Annotated in this window: 12 protein-coding genes and 1 tRNA gene; 11 read left to right on the top strand and 2 right to left on the bottom strand. The window is 37.7% G+C overall.

What is annotated here, in order from left to right; translation table 11 throughout:
• Positions 1 to 198: 198 nt before the first annotated feature.
• On the bottom strand, positions 199 to 2,202 hold the full coding sequence (locus tag D8M05_RS01140; RefSeq protein ID WP_121127774.1) for a S9 family peptidase: 2,004 nt from the start codon (positions 2,200 to 2,202) through the stop codon (positions 199 to 201).
• Positions 2,203 to 2,325: 123 nt separating this feature from the next.
• A complete protein-coding gene (gene dat, locus D8M05_RS01145) occupies positions 2,326 to 3,204 on the bottom strand; it encodes a D-amino-acid transaminase (protein WP_121127776.1) in 879 nt (292 codons plus the stop codon).
• Between the two features lie 215 nt (positions 3,205 to 3,419).
• On the opposite strand from dat, the gene D8M05_RS01150 reads away from it, so the two are divergent.
• The 11 genes from D8M05_RS01150 to D8M05_RS01200 all read left to right on the top strand — a co-directional run bounded on the left by D8M05_RS01150 (position 3,420) and on the right by D8M05_RS01200 (position 16,320).
• Positions 3,420 to 3,493, top strand: a tRNA-Gly gene (locus D8M05_RS01150).
• Positions 3,494 to 3,628: 135 nt separating this feature from the next.
• Positions 3,629 to 5,332 carry an ABC-ATPase domain-containing protein gene (locus D8M05_RS01155; RefSeq protein WP_121127778.1) on the top strand — a complete coding sequence of 568 codons (1,704 nt, stop codon included), beginning with the start codon at positions 3,629 to 3,631 and terminating at the stop codon, positions 5,330 to 5,332.
• A gap of 16 nt (positions 5,333 to 5,348) precedes the next feature.
• Entirely contained in the window at positions 5,349 to 6,494 is a 1,146-nt protein-coding gene (gene queG / locus D8M05_RS01160) for a tRNA epoxyqueuosine(34) reductase QueG (RefSeq protein WP_121127780.1), read from the top strand.
• Positions 6,495 to 6,509: 15 nt separating this feature from the next.
• Positions 6,510 to 7,019 carry a methylated-DNA--[protein]-cysteine S-methyltransferase gene (locus D8M05_RS01165; RefSeq protein ID WP_121127782.1) on the top strand — a complete coding sequence of 170 codons (510 nt, stop codon included), beginning with the start codon at positions 6,510 to 6,512 and terminating at the stop codon, positions 7,017 to 7,019.
• A gap of 85 nt (positions 7,020 to 7,104) precedes the next feature.
• A complete protein-coding gene (locus D8M05_RS01170) occupies positions 7,105 to 7,395 on the top strand; it encodes a DUF5316 domain-containing protein (protein WP_121127784.1) in 291 nt (96 codons plus the stop codon).
• A gap of 175 nt (positions 7,396 to 7,570) precedes the next feature.
• Positions 7,571 to 8,410 (top strand): amidase domain-containing protein, encoded by an 840-nt coding sequence (locus D8M05_RS01175; protein ID WP_121127786.1) that lies wholly within the window; start codon positions 7,571 to 7,573, stop codon positions 8,408 to 8,410.
• 47 nt (positions 8,411 to 8,457) lie between these two features.
• A complete protein-coding gene (trmL, locus tag D8M05_RS01180; protein WP_121127788.1) occupies positions 8,458 to 8,931 on the top strand; it encodes a tRNA (uridine(34)/cytosine(34)/5-carboxymethylaminomethyluridine(34)-2'-O)-methyltransferase TrmL in 474 nt (157 codons plus the stop codon).
• A gap of 436 nt (positions 8,932 to 9,367) precedes the next feature.
• Positions 9,368 to 12,211: a 2-oxoglutarate dehydrogenase E1 component gene (locus D8M05_RS01185; protein ID WP_281271889.1), complete on the top strand. Its 2,844-nt coding sequence runs from the start codon at positions 9,368 to 9,370 to the stop codon at positions 12,209 to 12,211.
• Position 12,212: 1 nt separating this feature from the next.
• Positions 12,213 to 13,466 carry a 2-oxoglutarate dehydrogenase complex dihydrolipoyllysine-residue succinyltransferase gene (gene odhB, locus D8M05_RS01190; protein ID WP_121127791.1) on the top strand — a complete coding sequence of 418 codons (1,254 nt, stop codon included), beginning with the start codon at positions 12,213 to 12,215 and terminating at the stop codon, positions 13,464 to 13,466.
• A gap of 258 nt (positions 13,467 to 13,724) precedes the next feature.
• Positions 13,725 to 15,011, top strand: coding sequence for an NCS2 family permease (locus tag D8M05_RS01195; protein ID WP_121127793.1), 1,287 nt, complete (start codon positions 13,725 to 13,727; stop codon positions 15,009 to 15,011).
• 121 nt (positions 15,012 to 15,132) lie between these two features.
• Positions 15,133 to 16,320, top strand: a complete 1,188-nt coding sequence (locus D8M05_RS01200) for a NupC/NupG family nucleoside CNT transporter (protein ID WP_121127795.1) — start codon at positions 15,133 to 15,135, stop codon at positions 16,318 to 16,320.
• Positions 16,321 to 16,336: the final 16 nt, after the last annotated feature.

Here is a 16,336-nt window from a genome sequence, read left to right on the forward strand (position 1 = left end):
TCCCGAGAAGAGCACAGATATCCCGAGAAGAGCACAGATATCCCGAGAAGAGCACAGATATCCCGAGAAGAGCACAGATATCCCGAGAAGAGCACAGATATCCCGAGAAGAGCACAGATATCCCGAGAAGAGCACAGATATCAATACATCCACAGAAAAAAGCTGACGCAAAACCACGCCAGCTCCACAATTCAAAACCTACAAATATTTCTCAAACCATCTACAAATTTCTTCTAACCTTGCAATTCGCATGTTCGGATTCCCACTTCTGCTTAGTTCATGGTCTGCACCAGGGAAACGAACAAATTCTACTTCTTTACGTAAGTGTTTTAGTGCAATAAACAGTTGTTCACCTTGTTCAATTGGACAGCGATAATCAACTTCACCATGCAGGATTAATAGTGGGGTTTCCACGTTTTCTACATATTTTAATGGGGAGAAGTCCCATAATTTTGCTGGGTCTTCTAAGAGATTAAACCCGAGTTCCCATTTCGTGAAAAAATACCCAATATCACTGACTCCGTAGAAGCTTAACCAATTTGAAATGGAGCGCTGTGTTACAGCAGCCTTGAAACGATTTGTATGCCCGACAATCCAGTTTGTCATAAATCCACCATAGCTTCCGCCAGTAACACCTAAACGATTTTCATCGATAAAAGAAAAATGCTCTAAAGCATAGTCAACGGCAAGCATTAAATCGGAGTAGTCTCCGCCACCATAATCTCCTCTAACCGCATCAACAAATTGTTGCCCGTAACCATGACTCCCGCGTGGGTTCGTATATAATACGACATATCCTTTTGCTGCTAATAGTTGCATTTCATGGAAAAATGTTTGGCCGTACATAGCATGTGGACCACCGTGTACTTCCAATATAAACGGATACTTTTCCCCATCTTTATAACCATAAGGTCTAAGTAGCCAGCCCTGCAGTTCTAATCCATCTTCTGTAGGAATTACCAATACTTCCGGTTCAATCACCGCTACTTCCTCTAAGAATAATGCATTCGAATTTGTTAATTGCGTAAGATCTGCGCCTTTCCTGAATGAATAGAAGTTACAAGGGTCAATCGGTGTACTCACACCTAATATGAAACTATCAGAAGTAGCTTCATAGGAAAAACCAAATATGTGATTATCATTTTTATAGAGTACTTCAACTTCGGAATTAAAACTAGCTTGATAGAGACCAGTTGCGCCAAAGTCTGTTGCAATAAAATAGATGCTCTTTTCATCCCTCGACCAAACGGGTCCAGTAGTAGAATTTCCGAGTCTCGTATCTCCCACCACAGCATCACCAAGCTGTACATCAAAGCCCTCGGTTAGGCATGTACGCTTTCCAGTTGCAATATCATAAACAAATAATTTGCTTAATGTTGCGCCATCATATTCATATCCATGGCCAAAACATGCAATTTTGTCACCACTCGGAGAGAATCTTGCGCTATGATATCCGCCATTTCCATCTGTTAGTTTTGTTGTTTCTATTGTTTTTAGATTCAATAAAAATAAGTCATTTTTGATTTCATAATCTGCGTCTTCATTTAGATTGGCAGCAAATAGAATGTAATTTCCATTTGGAGAAACGTCTTGAAAACTATGGTCTACATTACTGTTTGTTAGTTGTTCATATTTTTCTTCTTTCAAATCGTATAAAATAATCTGCGTGTTTTTGTTATCATGAAATCCTCTGTCATTTGATTTGTATTGTAATCGATCAACCAAGAGTGGTTGTTTCTTTTTTTCTTCCATTTCCTTTTGCTGTTCTTCTTTAGATAATTCTTTTTGGTTTTGGACGTCATCACCTTCATCTATGAAAGCACTAAAAATAATCGATTGTCCATTTTTGGTCCAAGCAGGATTAAAAGCACCGTTTCTAAAAGTGGTAAGCTGCCTAGCTTCTCCACCGTCAGTATTTATAATCCAAAGTTGTGGTAATCCGCTACGATCCGATTGGAAGACAGCTTTTTTGCCATCGGGTGAGAAAGATAGATTGCTGTTTTTGTTGGATCCGAATGTCCATTGAACGGGCTCTGTTTCAATTCGTTTTTGATAATAAAGATTTGATTCGTATTCATTGTTATCATTGATTTTTGTTGAAACATATGTATAGGCGTCACCATTTGGAGTATGTTGTGGGTCGCTAAGAATTTCAATTTTTGTGAGGTCTTCGGCTGTTATTGCGCGTTTAACATGGGTCATATAAATTCCCTCCTAATAAATCAGAACTTTCTATATAGAATAAACTATTTCGAGATGCGAATCAATTGAGAGTTACAGTTTCCAAAAAAAAGAGTGACCATTAATGATGATCACTCCTCATACTTAAATTGTTTGTCCGATACGATTTTCTTTACGAATGTTTGCATCATTCTCGTATGCGCTTTGTAGCTGCCTAGTAACCTTACCAGGATTACCGTCTTTAATTTGTAAGTCATCTACTTTGACAATTGGTGTAATCTCTGAAGTACTACTAGATAAAAAGAGTTCGTCAGCAGTTTGAATATCCTCTAGTGAAAATGCTTCTTCAATTAAAGGGATACCAAGTTCTTCAGTGAATCGTTCGATTGCCATACGTACACAGCCATGTAAAATATTTTTCGTTGTTGGGTGAGTATATACCTTGCCATCCTTTACTAAGTACACATTAGAACTACTACATTCTGTAACTATTCCGTCTCGGTGTAAAATTGCTTCATAACAATTATTTTCGCTAGCCACTTGTTTAGCCATGACATTTGGTAATAGATTTAAACTTTTGATATAACAGTTTTCCCAGCGCATATCTCGATGTGTAATGGCGTTAACACCCTTCTCGAGTGTATTTGTTTTTCTTGGTTGATCTTGAATGTATGCATAAATATTAGGTAGTACGTCCACAGGGAATACATGGTCACGAGGTGCAGAACCCCTTGTTGCCTGTAAATATAATTTTCCATTTGTTTCCATATTATTACGCTTTAATAATTCAAGTAACAAATTACTCAACTCTTCCTTATTAAAAGGGAGAACCAATTTAATTGCTTCTGCCGAACGAAATAACCGGTCAACATGTTCTTCAAACAGATAATATTTACCTTCGTAAATTCGAACGACTTCATATATACCATCCCCGAATTGCAATCCCCGCTCTTCATATGGATAGCTTAAACTTTCTTTGTGTGCAAATTTTGATTGCGTCATAATTATTGGATAAACAGACATGCTTTCTACCCCTTCCCTAAATTATATCTAGTTTAAATCGATTAAGACTGTTTGTAAATAACAAATATTTGTACAAATAATAGAATATAATTAGTGTAAATGTAAAATATTAAATCTTTATTAAGAATGTAAAAAAAATGTAAAAAAAGCACTTGATTTGTTTGTAATTGTAATGTTATACTAGATTCCGTTAACAAAAAGCAACTTAGAAGAACGCGGGTGTAGTTTAGTGGTAAAACCTCAGCCTTCCAAGCTGATGATGAGGGTTCGATTCCCTTCACCCGCTCCATACATATGTCTTAACGCAGTGTTTCGTACTTGTCTACGAAGCGTTGCGTTTTTAATTTTTCATTCCTCTGTCTTGATATCAGTATCCCCATCGTTGTATCCTTGAATAAAACCACATAAATTAGAGGGATTTCATATGAAAAAACTTTTCCAATTACTGAAACAAATTGATAATAAAGGATATAAAGCATATAAGAGCTTGCAAGGTCAATATAAGTTCAGGGATTTTGACCTTATGATAGATTATGTGCAAGGAGATCCGTTTGCGACACCTTCTAAATTACGAGTTGTTATTCCGCAAACAATACGTCCTATTAAACCGAATTACTTACAGTCCAATGAACGGAAAATTGCAGTAGAAGATGTAATCGCTCGTTCGGTAGGTAAGGCTATGATGAAACAACATGTTATTATTAAAGGATCAGGGAAGAGTGGACTGATTCTTTTTGATAATCCTGGGCAAGAAATTCTTCAACGGAGTGCGGTACAAATAGATGATCAGAAGATTACCATCTGTATGTCTGTCGGTCTTCCAGCTAATGGTCGTCGAATTAATGGAAGAGAGGCAGAAAAACTATTTTCTATAGCCGTTCCTTCTATTATAAAAGATTCTGTTTTAAGCCTAACAGATGAACAAATAACAGATGCGCTGATTCTTGCTGACCAACAAGTAGCAATCCGTCATGAAATGAAGAAAAATAATTGGATTTCTTTTATTGCAAATGGCTCGATTTTGCCAAGGGAAAGTGGTGTAAGTAATTTACCACTGAAACAGGCTGTTCCTTTCAAAAGCCCAATAGAAAATGAAGTGTCAATAACCATTCCTCATCAAGCTGAACCGATAAAAGGAATGGCAATTGAAAAAGGAATTACATTAATTGTCGGTGGAGGTTTTCACGGGAAAAGCACACTTCTTCAAGCGATTGAACGTGGCGTTTATTATCATGTGAAAGGGGATGGGCGTGAGTTCGTTCTGACAGACCCTGACGCGGTAAAAATACGGGCAGAAGATGGAAGACAAATTACGGGTGTTAACATCTCGCCGTTTATAAACGATTTGCCTCATGGTCAGGATACGTCCTTCTTTACAACGGAAAATGCGAGTGGAAGTACTTCACAAGCTGCGAATGTAATAGAAGCATTAGAGATAGGGGCCACAACACTTCTTATTGATGAAGACACAAGCGCAACGAATTTTATGATACGAGACCATCGCATGCAGCAATTAGTGAAAAAGGAAAAAGAACCGATCACACCTTTTATTGATAAAATAACACAACTACGTGACGAGTTTGCTGTTTCGACGATTCTTGTAATGGGAGGTTCTGGGGATTACTTCGCAGTTGCTGATAAAGTGATTATGATGGATGAATATGCACCAGTTGACGTAACAAACGAAGCAAATGCCATAATGGAAAAAGAACCATTAGAACGTGAAAAAAGTATTGAAGAAGCATTTGGTCAAGTTACACAGCGATGTTTTCATCAGCAAACACTACAGACAACCAATGGAAGACGTAGCAAGACGCAAGCAAAAGGTTTGCATAAGATTATCATGGGGAAAACGAATATTTCCTTTGAATACACAGAGCAATTAGTAGATGATTCCCAAACGAGGATGATAGCGGAAGTTATCCAATATTTGGACCGTACAAAGGCATTAAAGGATAAGACGCTATCTGATATACTTATAGAAATAGAAAAACAATTTGAAAAGAAAGGCTTAGCTTTCTTTACAGTCTATAAAGAACAGCATCCAGGAGACCTTGCAAAACCGAGAAAATATGAAATTGCAGCAGTACTGAATCGAATGCGAACAGCAAGTGTAATCAAAAAATAGAGGGGAGGTAGAGTGAATGAGAACGGAAAAATTGAAGCAAGAAATAAAAGATTATGCGAAAGAAATTGGCATTGATAAGATTGGCTTTGCTGCAGCAGATGTTTTCACAGAACTAAAGGAACGTCTTAGAAGACAGCAGGAGCTGGAGTATCAATCGGGTTTTGAGAAGGGATCGATTGAGGAGCGTACAGAACCACAGCGCCTATTACCTGAAGCACAGTCCATTATTTCGATTGCTCTTGCCTATCCAACAAGAATGAAAAATGCCCCCAAAAGCACGAAAGAGGAACGGCGTGGTCTTTTTGCGAGAGCGTCTTGGGGAATGGACTATCACGATGTCCTGCGTAATCGATTAGAAAAGCTGAATGCATTTATTTTGGAAAGGGTTCCTAATGCTGTCAATAAAGTAATGGTTGATACTGGAGAACTATCAGATCGTGCTGTTGCAGAACGAGCGGGAATTGGATTTAGTGGAAAGAACACTTCAATCATTACACCTGAATATGGCTCGTTTGTTTACCTTGGTGAGATGATTACGAATATCCCTTTTATCCCGGATGAGCCAATTGAAGATGGATGTGGGGATTGTCGGAAGTGTCTTGATGCCTGTCCAACAGGTGCGCTGATTGAAGGAGGGCAACTGAACGCACAGCGTTGCATCGCCTTTTTAACGCAGACAAAAGATTATCTTCCAGATGAATTCCGTACGAAAATCGGTAATCGCGTATATGGATGTGATACATGTCAGCAAGTATGTCCGAAGAATAAAGGGATAGATTTTCACATACATCCTGAATTTGAACCTGACCCTGATATATCCAAACCGAAATTAATCCCGATGCTTCGTATTTCTAATCGTGAATTCAAAGAGAAATTCGATTATATTTCTGGTTCTTGGCGCGGGAAGAAGCCACTGCAGCGAAACGCATTAATTGCTCTTGGACATTATAAGGACAAAACAGCTGTTGAAGAGATGATTGAAGTAATGAAAAAAGACCCTCGTCCGGTTATTCGTGGTACTGCTGCATGGTCACTTGGAAAAATAGGAACTAATCAAGCATTTGAAGCAATAAAAGAAGCGATGAAATTTGAAAAAGATGAACAGGTTTTAGTGGAAATGGAAAAAGGTCTAGAATTTAATAAAGAGGCATCGATTTTATAAAAGGGGAAGCGGCATATGGAATTGTATTACGATGAAATGGACTCACCAGTTGGGAAGTTATTACTTATAAGTAGTAGGAAAAAGCTTGTTCGTATTGACTATGGTTCATTTAGTGAATCAAAAGAAGAAGTCTCTAAATGGATCCATCGTTACATTCCGAACGCTAGACTTATAAGAAGTACGGAAGCTCTTTACGATGTAAGAAACCAATTGGAACGCTATTTTAGTCAAAAATCTGCACCTTTTAACATTGAAATGGAATTATATGGTACTCCTTTTCAGAAGAAGGTTTGGCAAGCTTTATATGATTCAATTCCGTATGGTGAGACGAAATCGTATAAGGATATTGCGCGTTTAATAGGAAATCCGAAAGCTGTAAGAGCGGTCGGTGGAGCCGTAAATAAAAATCCGTTCTCCATTATTATCCCATGCCACCGCGTGATTGGGGCAAGTGGGAAAATGGTAGGTTATAATGGTGGATTAGATAAAAAGGAATTTTTGTTGCAGCACGAAGGAATTATTTGATTTTGTAATTGAATTTTCTGAAACTTATACATGACCTATCTCGTAGTACGTAGTGAATAGCCATTACAAACAGAGGTGGGTCTTTTTGCTAAAGAAAACATTTTTAATTAGTACATGTATTGCCCTGTTTTTGCTGCTCGCGGGTTTTATTATGACTGACTTTGATCTGATCGGCAAAATTTTGTTGGGAATAGGAATTGTGTCCATTGTTATTAGTGCATTATTTAGTGGGGTTTTCTTAAGTGGCCCTGAAATAAGAGCGAATTACCATACGGAGACAAAGGATGATCGTCATAAACGCGTAACCATAATGACATTAACAGGAGTTTTTGCTGTTCCCCAGCTAGGTGCTGCACTATTATTATTCATAATGTAAGCCGAAGTATTCTGCCGGAGCGAATGGTAGCACATAACATTCATAAAATGAATATCATTCGTCCACAGTTTATATATTTCATGATATAAACACAAATCTTCTAATAATAGCCTGATCTAAAAAAAGACGTATGCCAAGCTCTCTCTCCATATACTTGTTGTGGAGGGGATTTTTTATGAAAAAATTAAAAGGAGCGTGGCTAAAACTTTTCCAGTCGGATAATGAAGCGTGGTGGAAAAGGAAAAAGAAACTATGGGAAGAAAGGGATGCCGAAATAGTCAAAATTAATGGGAAGGGTGAAATTTATCAAAAGCTAAGAACGGCTAATGCGGTTGAATACGAATATTTATTGCATCTAACTTATCTTATAAAGCAGGATAATCATTTTCACCGAGAAGAACAAGTTGTCCCATATCGATTTCAGTTAATAGATGGAGATATTGTTAATCACCATGTAATACCAAGTATACGTAACCAAGATGAAATAAAACCAATAAAACCTGATGACTTTCGTGAAATAAGTGAAGTGCGTTTTTCCTATGATAGAAGAGCTGCTGTACAATATGCTGAACGATGGTGGAATAGCTATAACCCTGAATATCGTACGTTTGATGTGGATTGTACAAATTATGTTTCACAATGTCTAAGGGCGGGAGGTGCACCAATGCGAGGTGCACCGAATAGAGAGAATGGCTGGTGGTATAGCGGGGATAACTGGAGTTTTAGCTGGGCAGTGGCACATTCGTTAAGGTGGTATTTGGCAGGTTCTAATCAGGGATTAAAAGGGAAGGAAGTAGAATCTGCAGAAGAGTTAATTCCAGGTGATATTATTTGTTATGATTTCCAGGGGGATGGTAGATGGGATCATAATACCATCGTTGTATCTAAAGATGCATATGGAATGCCTTTGGTCAATGCACATACGGATAATAGCAGGCATCGCTATTGGTCATACGAGGATTCGACAGCTTGGACACCAAATATACAGTATAAATTTTTTCGAATTGGTGAGTAGAAGTGGTATAATAGATAGAGTATTAATCTTTGTTAGGAGAATGAAACTTGAGTTTACATGTCGTATTATTTCAACCAGAAATTCCCGCAAATACAGGAAATATTGGTAGAACATGCTTGGCAACTGATACTACGCTTCATCTAATACGTCCACTGGGCTTTTCCACAGATGACAAGATGTTACGAAGAGCTGGGCTAGATTATTGGAAAGACGTAGATGTGCATGAGCATGATTCACTTGAAGCGTTATACAACATATATCCAGATGGAGAATTCTATTATATTGAGAACTTTGGAACAAAACATTATACGGATTATGATTTCAGTGATTCAAGTAAGGATCAGTTTTTTGTGTTTGGAAGAGAGACCAATGGAATTCCTAAAGAATTATTAGTAGGAAAAGAGGACCGCTGCCTTCGTATCCATATGAATGATAAAGTGCGATCATTAAATTTATCCAATACAGCAGCAATAATTGTTTATGAGGTAATGAGACAGCAAGGGTTTCCTACATTAACATAGAAATAACAAAACCGTCATGTGTGAACATGGCGGTTTTTCGTCCTTCACTCTTGGTATTACTGATCGTCTTTTGGGACTCCTGCTTTTGCTTCGTATCCAGAAGTAAAAATGGAAACCAAAAATGTAATGATAACTCCGAATAATAATGCTAATTTCATATGTAATCCTCCTTTATGATTAAGAGTACACTTCCATATATAACATATTATAAATGAAAATACTTGTATTGTTAAACGAAATCGATTTCATAATTAATAACATAATATTCCAAATTTTAACTTTAAATAGGCGATAATTATGATAATTCTTTTTCTTATATAAATATCTGAACAAATATTGTCTACACTCATAAAATGAGGTATATTAATTGGTGAGGGCAATTGTATAAACATTAACCGTTTACATAAACGGGTAAGGACTTATGGGGGTATTCATCGTGGTAGTAGGATTGGAAGAATCTACTAGTAAATTTTGGGAGCAGTTTTTCGGCCCGAACATGGGGTATGTTGAAGAACAGTACGAATTGTACAAACAAGATCCAGAAGCTGTCGAGCCTTCAATTAGAGACATTTTCGATCAATATGGATCTCCTGAATGGCTGTCCAAGCAAAATAATAGCACAAACTTAACGACATCAGAAGTACAAACAACTTTTGATGTGAAGAAACTTTCCTCAGCATTCCAACTTGTTGAGGCTATTCGTCGTTATGGGCATTTGGAAGCCGACATCTATCCAGTTGGCAGGCATAAGGACCCGAATTCGCATGAAATTGATATAGCAAAATACGGGTTAACCGAAGAAGATCTTAAAAATATACCAGCATCGTGGCTCTGGGATAAGGGCTCGAGTAATGTTGTAGATGGTTTAGATGTTATAAGGACGTTGAAGAAGTATTATACGGGTACAATAACGTTTGAATACGATCACGTGAATAACGATGATGAAAGAAAATGGTTATTTGATTTAATAGAGTCTGGTAATGCTAGATTAGAGTTATCATCTGAAGAACGTAAAGAAATCTTAAAACGATTAGCTGATGTAGAAGGATTCGAGACCTTCTTACAAAAGACATTTGTCGGTCAAAAGCGTTTTTCCATCCAAGGTTTGGAAGTCATGGTACCGATGCTTGAGAAAATTGTTGAATTTGGCACATCTGACAAAGTAGAAGATGTCATGATGGGAATGGCACACCGCGGGCGTCTATCCGTACTAGCACATGTTTTAGGGAAACCATTTGATAAGATTTTCTCTGAATTCCACCATGCTGCTAATAAAGAGTTAATACCTTCTGAAGGTTCGCGCAGTATTAATTATGGTTGGACTGGTGACGTGAAATACCACTTTGGTGCGAAGAGAGAGGTTAAAGGTACAACACAGGTTACCTTAGCAAATAATCCTTCCCACCTAGAGTTTGTTAATCCAATTGTTGAAGGCTTTACACGTGCGGCACAGGATGAGCGTTCTGAAAGAGGCTTTCCAAAACGTGATGTCAATAAAGCATTTTGTGTTGTTATTCATGGAGATGCAGCATTTATTGGTGAAGGCGTTGTAGCGGAAACATTAAACTTAAGTGGTTTACCTGGATATAGTACTGGTGGAACTGTCCATATCATTGCAAACAATTTGTTGGGATATACAACGAACCGTGAAGATGGTCGTTCAACAAGATATGCAAGTGATCTGGCAAAAGGATTCGAAATTCCAATTATTCGCGTTAATGCGGATGACCCGATTTCTTGTCTGTCTGCTGTGAAAATAGCTTATGAATATCGCAAAAAATTTAATAAGGATTTTCTAATTGATTTAGTTGGATATCGTCGTTATGGTCATAATGAAATGGATGAACCACGAACAACACAACCGAAACTCTACCAGGAAATTGATAACCATCCTTCTGTTACGAATGTATTTGCAAGTGCATTAGAGGAAAAAGGTCATATCAAGCCTGAAGAATTTAAGCAAATCACGGAAGATGTTCAGAATAAACTACGCGATATTTATAATAGTATGAAAGAAAATGATCAGGTAGACTCTGAACCACCATTCATGCCTGAGGTATTACGTAATGGTCTTGACAAGTTTGAAACAGCTGTTGATATTGATACACTAAAAGCTTTAAATAAAGGTTTACTTGATAGACCAGCAGGGTTTAGTGGGTTTAAAAAGACGGAGAAAATTCTTAACCGTCGTGAGAACGCATTAGATGAAGGAAATAAAGCTGACTGGGGAACTGGGGAAGCGTTAGCATATGCATCTATATTGAAAGATGGCATTCCGATTCGTATAACCGGGCAGGATACAGAACGCGGAACTTTTGCTCATCGTCATATGGTGCTTAATGACACTGTTACTGGGGAAAAATATAGCCCACTACAAGGACTACAACAAGCCAATGCATCATTTGAGATTAGAAATAGTCCATTATCTGAGGTAGGTGTTCTAGGGTTTGAATATGGCTATAGCATTCAATCACCAGAAACATTGGTTATATGGGAAGCACAATTTGGTGATTTTGTTAACGTTGCTCAAGTAATGTTTGACCAATTCATTTCATCTGCACGTGCAAAATGGGATGATAAATCAAACATGGTAATGCTTCTGCCTCATGGCTATGAAGGCCAAGGACCTGAGCATTCCAGTGCACGTCTAGAGAGATTTTTACAAATGTCTGCTGAAAATAACTGGATTGTTGCTTATCCAACTTCATCAGCACAGCTCTTCCACCTATTACGCAGGCAGGCTAGGTTAGGTGGACGTGATGAAGCAAGACCATTAATCGTTATGACACCGAAAAGTAGTATGATTCGAAACGAACGTATGGCTTCAGCTGCCGAAGAATTTTCAGAAGGTAAATTTGAAGCATTAAAGAATCAACCGAACTTAAAAGTAAGTAATAAGAATGCTAAACGCTTACTCATTGGTAGTGGAAAGATAATGGTGGAAATTGATGAAGCAATTGAAAATGCAGACCAGGATTTCTCATGGCTACGTGCATTGCGTCTGGAACAGATTTATCCTTTCCCTAAAAAGGCATTAGAAGAGATCTTAAACAAATTACCTAATCTAGAAGAAATTGTATGGGTGCAAGAAGAACCAAAAAATATGGGGGCATGGGATTTTGTTGATGTTTTCTTAAGAGAATCTCTAAAAGAAGGGCAGAAATTACGCTATATTGGTCGTCCAGATCGCTCCGCACCTGCAGTGGGATTACCAAATGTTCATAAATATGAACAAAGCCAAATCATACAACAAGCAATTAGCATAGAAGGGGGAAATTAAAGTGGCAGAAATAAAAATACCAGAACTTGCAGAATCAATTACAGAGGGTACAATTGCAGAATGGCTTGTACAAAAAGGGCAGAAGATTGAAAAAGGGGATCCGGTAGTAGAATTAGAAACAGATAAAGTGAATGTAGAGGTAAACGCTGAACTTTCTGGTGTTATTACAGAGATTCTTCATGAAGAAGGCGATGATGTTGCAGTTGGTGATGTCATTGCAAAAATGGACGAAAATGGTGAAGCGGGATCGTCACCTGCAGCTGAGGAAGCGAAGGAAGCAGAAGCTCCTAAGGCTGAACCGACCCAAGCACCGAAAGAGGAAGCAAAGGCATCTGAAAAACCAGCAGCAGAAGCTAATGGAAATATCATTGCAACACCTGCAGCTAGAAAACGGGCAAGAGAACTTGGCATCGATTTAAGTGAAATTAGTGCACGCGATCCACTTGGCCGTGTTCGTCCAGATGATGTAGATGCAGCAGTCCTTGCAAAGAATGCACCGAAAGCTGAAAAAACCGCTAAGAAAGAAGCAAATCCTGCAAGAACAGAATTTGAAAAGCCGGTTGAGCGCGTGAAAATGACTCGTCGCCGTCAAACAATCGCGAAAAATCTCGTAAATGTACAACAAGAAGCAGCGATGTTGACGACATTTAACGAAGTAGATATGACAGCAATTATGGAATTACGTAAACAACGTAAGGACAAATTTGTACAAAAACATGGTGTGAAACTAGGATTCATGTCGTTCTTTACAAAAGCAGTTGTAGGAGCGCTAAAGGAATTTCCACTATTGAATGCTGAAATTCAAGGTAATGAGCTTGTTGTGAAGAAATTCTATGACATTGGTATTGCAGTATCGACAGATGATGGTTTAGTAGTACCAGTTGTACGTGATGCGGACAGATTGACATTTGCAGGCATCGAAAAAGCGATTGCAGATTTGGGAATAAAAGCGCGTGATAATAAACTAGCATTAACAGATTTACAAGGTGGTTCATTTACGATCACAAATGGTGGTACATTTGGTTCAATGATGTCTACACCAATCTTAAATGCACCACAAGTTGGTATCTTGGGAATGCATAATATCGTTAAACGAGCAGTTGTAATGGCAGATGATTCGATTGAAGTACGCCCTATGATGTACTTAGCCGTTTCCTATGATCACCGCATTGTTGACGGAAAAGAAGCAGTTAGCTTCCTAGTGCGAATTAAAGAAATGTTAGAGGATCCTGAAACATTACTATTAGAAGGATAAAACTTGATAGAAAACCCTCGCGAAATGCGGGGGTTTTCTATTTGGTAGTTATTTACTAAACCGAGTAAGCAAAAGTGAATGGATAAACAGTCACCAAATCAAAATGGATTATATAATGTCTGAAATGAAGATGTAATATGACTTTTATCGTTTCAAGAGAAGAGATTACCCGAAACAAAAACCATTGCAAATGAATCAAAAAACGAATAGTATAGAAACGTTGGTTATTTTTTAATGAAAGCAAGGTGTATGAATGGAATGAAAGACTTCTTTAAACTTAAACAGAATCGTACAAGTTTTCGTACAGAGTTTACTGCAGGTGTTACAACGTTTCTAACAATGGCGTATATTATCGTTGTAAATCCTGCGATACTTTTCGGTGCGGGAGTTCCTTTTGAACAGGTATTTATGGCCACCGTTATTGCGGCTGTGGTGGGATCGCTTATCATGGGGATTTTTGCAAACTATCCAATTGCAATTGCACCAGGAATGGGCTTGAATGCATATTTCGCAACGGTTGTTGCTACGCAGGGGTTGTCCTATCAAATCGTATTTGGAGCTGTCTTTTTAGCTGGTATTTTATTTATTTTATTAAGTTTAACAAAATTGCGAGAAACATTGATTTTTGCAATACCTGATACGATTAAGTATGGAATCACATCGGGAATTGGTTTGTTTATTGCACTCGTTGGTTTGAGAAATGCAGGTATTGTTGTGCCAAACGAAGCAAATATTATCGGATTAGGCGATTTAACAGATCCGATGGTTGCCCTAACTATTGTTGGCTTATTTATTACATTAATTTTATATGTTTTAAACATTAAAGGAGCACTATTTTTCGGAATGGTTGCAACGGCTATTATTGCATTGTTTACAGGCCAACTTCATTTTGATGGCATCATATCGGCACCACCAGCACCGGTATTTTTTGATATTGATATTGCAGGGGTTTTTGCAAACGGATTGTATACGGTGATATTTGCATTCTTACTTGTAACATTATTTGATACAACTGGTACAATTATTGGTGTTTCAGAACAAGCTGGATTTATGAAAAATGGGAAAATGCCAAGGTCAAAAGAGGCACTGCTCGCAGATGCCACGGCAACTACTGTTGGATCGATGTTTGGAACAAGTCCATCAACAGCTTATATTGAATCAACAGCAGGTGTTGCTGCAGGTGGTAGAACGGGATTGACTTCAATTATTGTCGCTTTACTTTTTGCGCTTTCTATTTTCTTTACACCTATTATTTCAGTAATCGCTAATATCCCAGCTATCACATCACCAGTACTTATTATTGTAGGCTGTTTCATGATGGAAGGATTAGCAAAAGTAGAGTGGAAACAGTTTGATGAGGCATTTCCAGCATTTGCAATTATTCTTACTATGCCATTTACGTCTAGTATTGCAACGGGGATTGCAATTGGATTCATTACCTACCCAATATTAAAATTAGCGAAAGGGAGAGGGAAAGACGTTCACTGGATTATTTATATCTTTGCTCTCCTATTCATGGTCCAATTGTTATTTTTCCCAATGTGATGTGTCAATGAAAGTATGCACAAGTACATGCTTGTGCATTTTTTTATGTTAATTACATAGGAGTTAGGGAATAACTATAAAAGTCACTAGAGAATCTAAGACATACAGGGAGGATTATTCTATGGATATTTTACTAGGCATCTTAGCAATTGTTGTTGTTTTTGGACTTGCTTTTTTGATGTCAAATGATAAGAAGAATATTAATTATACAGGCTTAGGGATTATGCTTGGATTACAATTAGTTATTACATGGTTCATGTTCAAAACAGAAATTGGAGCAGCGATTATTAATGGAATCTCAGCGGTTTTCAATAAATTAATTGAGTTCGGTACAGAGGGGATAAACTTTGTAGTAGGTGGAATTGTAGTTGGAGAAGGCGGCGTTTTCTTCTTCAATGTATTGTTGCTTATTATTTTCTTTGCAACATTGCTTTCTGTCCTTACTTATTTAAAAATTCTTCCAGCCATTATTAAATACGTTGGTGGTTTAATTTCAAAGATAACAGGTCTACCGAGAATTGAGTCGTTTAATGCAGTGAACAGTATTTTTTTCGGGCAGTCTGAAGCATTGATTGCTATTCGTTCGCAGTTCCATCATTTACATGCAAATAGGCTATTTATTGTTTGTGCGTCTGCAATGAGTTCTGTTTCGGCTTCAATTGTTGGTGCTTATATTCAGATGCTTCCAGCTGAATATATTTTGGTCGCTTTACCATTAAATATGTTTAGTGCATTAATGGTTGCATCGATGCTGAATCCAGTAGTCGTACCGAAAGAAGAGGACATTGTCGATGTGAAAGATGTATCAGATGATAGAAGTGTATTTGAAGCAATGGGAAATGGCGCGCTTGAAGGTGGAAAAATTGCATTAATTGTAGCTACAATGTTAATCGCATTTATTGCGTCCCTAGAGTTGGTAAACTGGCTAATTCAACTTGTATTTGCAGGTATAACTCTGCAACAGATTTTAGGGTATGTTTTTGCACCAATTGGGATATTGATGGGGATCCCAATGAATGAAGTTATTGATGCTGGTGCAATCATGGGGACAAAAATAGTAACGAATGAGTTTGTGGCAATGCTCGAATTTCAACCAATGATGGAATTTATGTCAGAGAAGACAATTGCCATTGTAACGGTATTCTTAACTAGTTTTGCAAACTTTTCTTCAATTGGTATTATCGCAGGTACAGTTAAGGGTATTGATGGAGATAAGGCAAGGCTTGTATCTGGATTTGGAATGAAGCTATTAATTGGTGCGATTTTAACTTCTATCCTTTCTGCAACAGTTGCAGGATTATTTATTTAAGGTGAGGGGATATCCT

This window comes from Oceanobacillus bengalensis (genome assembly GCF_003628445.1).
GTDB lineage: Bacteria > Bacillota > Bacilli > Bacillales > Amphibacillaceae > Oceanobacillus > Oceanobacillus bengalensis.

Coding starts and splice junctions, on each gene's coding strand:
- D8M05_RS01140 (WP_121127774.1), bottom strand. CDS start 2,202: ATGACCCATGTTAAACGCGCAATAACAGCCGAAGACCTCACAAAAATT.
- dat (WP_121127776.1), bottom strand. CDS start 3,204: ATGTCTGTTTATCCAATAATTATGACGCAATCAAAATTTGCACACAAA.
- D8M05_RS01155 (WP_121127778.1), top strand. CDS start 3,629: ATGAAAAAACTTTTCCAATTACTGAAACAAATTGATAATAAAGGATAT.
- queG (WP_121127780.1), top strand. CDS start 5,349: ATGAGAACGGAAAAATTGAAGCAAGAAATAAAAGATTATGCGAAAGAA.
- D8M05_RS01165 (WP_121127782.1), top strand. CDS start 6,510: ATGGAATTGTATTACGATGAAATGGACTCACCAGTTGGGAAGTTATTA.
- D8M05_RS01175 (WP_121127786.1), top strand. CDS start 7,571: ATGAAAAAATTAAAAGGAGCGTGGCTAAAACTTTTCCAGTCGGATAAT.
- D8M05_RS01195 (WP_121127793.1), top strand. CDS start 13,725: ATGAAAGACTTCTTTAAACTTAAACAGAATCGTACAAGTTTTCGTACA.
- D8M05_RS01200 (WP_121127795.1), top strand. CDS start 15,133: ATGGATATTTTACTAGGCATCTTAGCAATTGTTGTTGTTTTTGGACTT.